Source organism: Corynebacterium lemuris, assembly GCF_024919295.1.
GTDB lineage: Bacteria > Actinomycetota > Actinomycetes > Mycobacteriales > Mycobacteriaceae > Corynebacterium > Corynebacterium lemuris.
In genome coordinates, this window is record NZ_JANWTC010000030.1 from 1 (window position 1) to 4,804 (window position 4,804).

A 4,804-nucleotide genomic window follows, 5' to 3' on the forward strand; every position below is an offset into this window, starting at 1 on the left:
CTTTTTCCCACGCCGCTAAACCTAAATCACATCGGTGTATCCAGGCTTATAGCTGGGGGTGGATCTGCGGGTCTTCGCGTTCTCCCCCTCTGGCCTCGCGGACCAGTCCTTCCACGACAAATTCGACTTCACCAGCGAGCTCATCGACGAGTGGCGCGAGCACTCCCTCGCCGTCATGGACCGTTCTCACGATGTGCTGGGGGAATTCTTCCCGGATCTCTCGGGCGACTCGGACATCGGATCAGGCAAGGCTGGTCGGGTGCGATCGATGCACTCACGTGGAAGAAGGGTGATCTGCTCATCTTCGGCTCCACCCCACCCGGCCCGCGGGAACGAGTTTTCGTCGGTTCCACTGCCACCGAATTCCTCCGGCACGTCCACGTCCCCGTTCTGCTGACACCCCTCACCCCGGTATTGACGCGAAGGCTAAGGTGAGGGCATGAATGGACGTGACCCGGAGACGAATTCGCCCCAGCGCCCGCAGAGTGACGGCCGCCGCAGGCGTTACTTCCTCGATCACCCGGAGAACGATCTGACCGCGGACGCCGACTTCGCCAACCGCCGCCCGCCGGCTCCCCGGACAGCCGAGGAAGTCGCCTCCTCCACGGATCCCGTGCTGCAGGCCGACCGCAACACGATGTCGACGCGTCAGGCTTTCACCTGGTTGTTCGGCACCATCATCGCTACCGTCGTGGTCGCTTATGTGCTTGCGTGGGTTGCCCGGCTGATGGGTGGTCCCGTCTGTGACGCCGGCGACGCCCTCTGGCTGTGCTCCCGTTCCTCGCAGATCTGGTGGCCCCTTGTCACCAGCCTGGTCCCCGCCGCGGGTGTCATCGGCTGCGCCATCATCATGGTGCGTAAGTTGAACAGCTTCACCCGCTGGCGCCCGTGGATGGGTGTGTTCTGGGTGCTCATTCCCTTCGCCATGATGTGGATGCTGCAGACCTGGCAGATCTTCATCCCGGCCCTCACCGACTAGTAGTACTTCGTTAGGTGGTTCCTGGGCGTAGTTCGGAGACGGGACACCCTTCGCCCACGACCCTTTGAGCCGCGTGGGAAGAGTGTCTCAGTACCCACGTAAGGAACACACCTGGTCTGGGACACGGGCGCGGTGCGAGGATTGAGGTCGAAGGGAAAACACAACCTGGACTCCGCCCGGCAGAAGGTGATGAGAATGGACCGTGCCGACATCATCGACGGCTACCGACGGGCCTGCATGGAGCTGGACAACCTCCTCGCCCAAGCTGGGGACGTGGAGCTGCGTAGTCGCAGTGTGGGTACCCGCTGGACCAATGAGGAACTACTGTTTCACATGGTCTTCGGTTATATGGTGGTTCGCAGACTCCTGCCCCTGGTCAAGTTCTTCGGTCATCTACCCGACCCCCTCAATATCGCTTTCGCGCGTCTGCTCGATGCGGGTATCCGCCCTTTCGACTGGGTCAACTACTTCGGTTCGCGTGCTGCGGCCCGGGTCTACAACCGCCACCGCATGGCCCGGAAACTTCGCCGGCTCACCACCACCTTGGCCACCAGCCTGGAGAAGGAATCCGAGGACTCCCTGGCCCTGCGGATGGTGTTTCCGACCCGCTGGGATCCGTTTTTCACCCCCGTGATGACGGTGGCGGATGTGTACGCCTATCCGACGTTGCACTTTAATTTCCATGCCCGACAGCTGAGCTTTCCCTTCGACACCGACGGGTGAGCGTGGCCTGCGCGAAAGGGAGTTCTTGCCATGGGCCCTGTGTTCACTGCGGAGGGAAAAGGGAGGTGGTCAGGCGCAGCAGGAGGTGGGCATCTGGTTGCGAAACAGTCCGGCGGTCAGCCGAAGACTCTCGGCCATCGTGAGGTAGGGCGCCCAGGTATCGGCCAGGTCATCAACGGTCATACCGGCTTTGATGGCGTAGGTGGCGGCCAGCATGAGCTCCCCGGCCCCGTCGGCTAGGGCATGCACCCCTAGAACGGTGCCGGTGGCCGCGTCGGCAACGATCTTGACCGCTCCGCGGGTGTCGTGGTTGACCAGTGCCCGGGGAACCTCCGACAGGTCCAGCACGCGGGAGTCGTACGCCGCCCCCTGGGCGTGGGCCTGGGCTTCGCTTAACCCGGCGGAGGCTAGCTGGGGGCGGGTGAACACCACTGCGGGCAGGCCCGTGTAGTCCACCTGTGCTGCCGAGCGCTTACCCAGGGCGTTGAGGGCGGCCACTCTGCCGGTGGCTGCGGCGACGTAGACGAACTGCGGGGCCCCGGAGACGTCCCCGGCCGCCCAGATCCGCGGATTAGAGGTGCGCTGATGATTGTCGACGTTAATAAAACCTCGCTCGTCGACCTCGACGCCGGCCACGGCCAGGTCCATCCCGTCGGTGGTAGCCGCCCGTCCTGTGGCTACCAGCAGCCGGTCCCCCCGGACCTGCCGTCCGGAGGTGGTGGTCACCACCGCCTGCCCGGCATCCGCGCCGACGCTTACTGCGTACTCCTCGACCACCGACAGGCCGTCGTCGATGAGGATCTCGCGCAACCGGTCAGCCAGCTCCGGTTCCGCTCGCGGGGCCAGGCGCCCCACCAGTGAAACCCGGGCACCGAGGTGGGCGAAGAGCTGAGCCTGCTCCAGACCGACATAACCGGCACCGATGATCACCAGGGAGTCCGGGACCTCGGACAGTTCCATGGCCGTGGTCGAGGTCAACCAGTTCACCTCCGACAACCCCGACAAGGCTGGGGTAGCTGGCTGGGCCCCGGTAGCCACCAGATACGCCCGAGCCCGAAGCGGCTGACCATCGACCAGCAAGGTCTCGGAGTCCAGGAAACGGGCATGTCCTTCCCGGATCTCGAAACCATGGGCGGTGGCCACATCCGCGTACTTCGTCTCCCGCAACTGGGAAACAAGATTGTCTTTCTGCCCCACCATTGCGGCCAGGTCGACCGGTCCGGCCGTGGTCGACACCCCGGCAAACGGATTGCTGGCTGCGTCGTCACGAGCGGCCGCCGCGGCCAGCAGGGCCTTTGAGGGCACGCACCCGATATTCACGCACGTCCCCCCGAGGGTGTGGCGTTCGATGAGGACCACCGTATGCCCCGCCTGGCGAGCAGCGATCGCCGCGGACATCGCCGCACCGCCTGAGCCGATCACCGCCAGATCAACCTCATGGTCCTGCCTCATGACCCATCACCTTCCCCGTAGCAATATCTGAATACAGAATGCACCTTCCAGTGCACAGTAAGGTCAAGGCCACAGGCCCACGAACTGCTGGAGGGGAGTTCATGCTCATTGGAGAACTGGCGCAGGCCGGTGGTACTACCACCAAGACGCTGCGCTTCTACGAGGACGTTGGCTTGCTCCCGACACCTGAGCGCACCGCCAACGGTTACCGCTATTACGACAGTTCCGCCGATACCCTCGCCCGGATCGACTTCATTCGCCGCGGCCAGGCCGCCGGTCTGACCTTGGCGCAGATCCGCCAGGTCCTGGAGATCCGCGACCAGGGCATCCCACCGTGCCAGCATGTGTCCGACCTGCTCGATGACCGCCTGGCGGACCTGAAGCAACAAATCGCTGATCTACAAGGCTTGCGCGATACCGTCCGCGAACTGCGCGACCGGGCGGATGCGATCAGCCCGGAGACCTGTGATCCCACCGCGATCTGCCAGTACCTCTAGAACAATTATCACCGTGGACACCGTTGGGCCTGGTCTCCAGGGAAGGGAGGGCTCCAGAGGAAGCTAGTCTGTGCACAGGCCCGCTGGCACCCGGGGACTGTGCTATTGACGTGCCTATCATTGTTTCTCAGAGAGGATGTTCGTGCTCGATTGGTTGGAACGGTGGCAGATCCCGCTGTATCTCATTGCGCTGGGGGCCGGTGCCGTCATCGGCCTGACCGTCCCCGCCACCGCAGCGGCCTTTGAGGTGGCCATCAATCCGGTATTGATGGCACTGCTTTACGCCACGTTTTTAAGCGTGCCGCTGACCAAACTCGGCCATGCGCTGCGCGACGCCCGCTTCTTGGCAGGTCTGCTCGTGTTGAACTTCCTTATCGTCCCCGTCGTGGTCTATGTCCTCTCCCGGCTCGTCGCCGACGACCAGGCATTATTGTTGGGTGTCCTGCTGGTGTTGTTGACCCCGTGCATCGACTACGTCATTGTCTTTTCCGGGCTGGCCAGGGCCGCGCATGATCGGCTGTTAGCCGCGGCCCCGTTGTTGATGCTGCTCCAGATGCTGTTGCTACCGGTCTACTTGGGGATGTTCGTTGACCCGGAACTGTTTGAGGTCATCGACCTCGCCCCGTTCATCGAGGCATTCCTCCTGCTAATCGTCACGCCTCTGGCAGTAGCTGCGCTCACGCAGTTCCTGGCCGCCCGGTTTCGACCTGCGCAACAGGTGATGGATCTGATGGAGGCATTGATGGTGCCGCTCCTGATGCTCACCCTCACTGTGGTTGTCGCCTCCCAGATCGACGCCGTACGCACCGATCTCCCCTCGCTGTTGCGGGTGATCCCGATTTACATCATCTTCCTGGTTGTGATGGTCCCCCTGGGCATCTTCATCGGACGGGTCTTCTACCAGGACGCCTCCGCAACCCGGGCGACGGTCTTTTCCGGTGCCACTCGCAACTCATTGGTCGTGTTACCCCTGGCTCTGGCCCTGCCGGACAGCCTCACATTGGTTGCAGTCGTCGTGGTTACCCAAACCCTGGTCGAACTGGTCGGCATGGTCGTCTACGTCCGCCTGATTCCACGTGTGGTGCTGGAAAAGGCTGGCCAGTACAACTAGAAGGTGATGCCGTGCTGGGCGAACCAGGGGGCAGGGTCGACG

The 4,804-nt window shown here is 63.2% G+C and carries 7 protein-coding genes; 5 read left to right on the forward strand and 2 right to left on the reverse strand.

The window, feature by feature from the left end; all coding sequences use genetic code 11:
* Positions 1-46: 46 nt before the first annotated feature.
* A complete protein-coding gene (locus NYP18_RS15120; protein ID WP_259429030.1) occupies positions 47-190 on the reverse strand; it encodes a hypothetical protein in 144 nt (47 codons plus the stop codon).
* On the opposite strand from NYP18_RS15120, the gene NYP18_RS15575 reads away from it, so the two are divergent.
* The 3 genes from NYP18_RS15575 (at position 151) to NYP18_RS15130 (ending at position 1,702) form a co-directional block, all read left to right on the forward strand.
* Positions 151-435: a universal stress protein gene (locus NYP18_RS15575; RefSeq protein WP_369415260.1), complete on the forward strand. Its 285-nt coding sequence runs from the start codon at positions 151-153 to the stop codon at positions 433-435. The genes NYP18_RS15120 and NYP18_RS15575 overlap by 40 nt on opposite strands.
* 4 nt (positions 436-439) lie before the next feature.
* Complete coding sequence (locus NYP18_RS15125; protein ID WP_229676667.1) at positions 440-979, forward strand: hypothetical protein; 540 nt, start codon at positions 440-442, stop codon at positions 977-979.
* Positions 980-1,174: 195 nt separating this feature from the next.
* Positions 1,175-1,702, forward strand: coding sequence for a DinB family protein (locus tag NYP18_RS15130; RefSeq protein ID WP_259429031.1), 528 nt, complete (start codon positions 1,175-1,177; stop codon positions 1,700-1,702).
* A 69-nt stretch (positions 1,703-1,771) separates the two neighbouring features.
* Here the strand turns inward: NYP18_RS15130 and merA are convergent, their stop codons facing one another.
* A complete protein-coding gene (gene merA / locus NYP18_RS15135; RefSeq protein ID WP_259429032.1) occupies positions 1,772-3,154 on the reverse strand; it encodes a mercury(II) reductase in 1,383 nt (460 codons plus the stop codon).
* Positions 3,155-3,255: 101 nt separating this feature from the next.
* On the opposite strand from merA, the gene NYP18_RS15140 reads away from it, so the two are divergent.
* Positions 3,256-3,651: a heavy metal-responsive transcriptional regulator gene (locus tag NYP18_RS15140; RefSeq protein ID WP_156229560.1), complete on the forward strand. Its 396-nt coding sequence runs from the start codon at positions 3,256-3,258 to the stop codon at positions 3,649-3,651.
* A 136-nt stretch (positions 3,652-3,787) separates the two neighbouring features.
* Entirely contained in the window at positions 3,788-4,762 is a 975-nt protein-coding gene (locus tag NYP18_RS15145; protein WP_259429033.1) for an arsenic resistance protein, read from the forward strand.
* Positions 4,763-4,804: the final 42 nt, after the last annotated feature.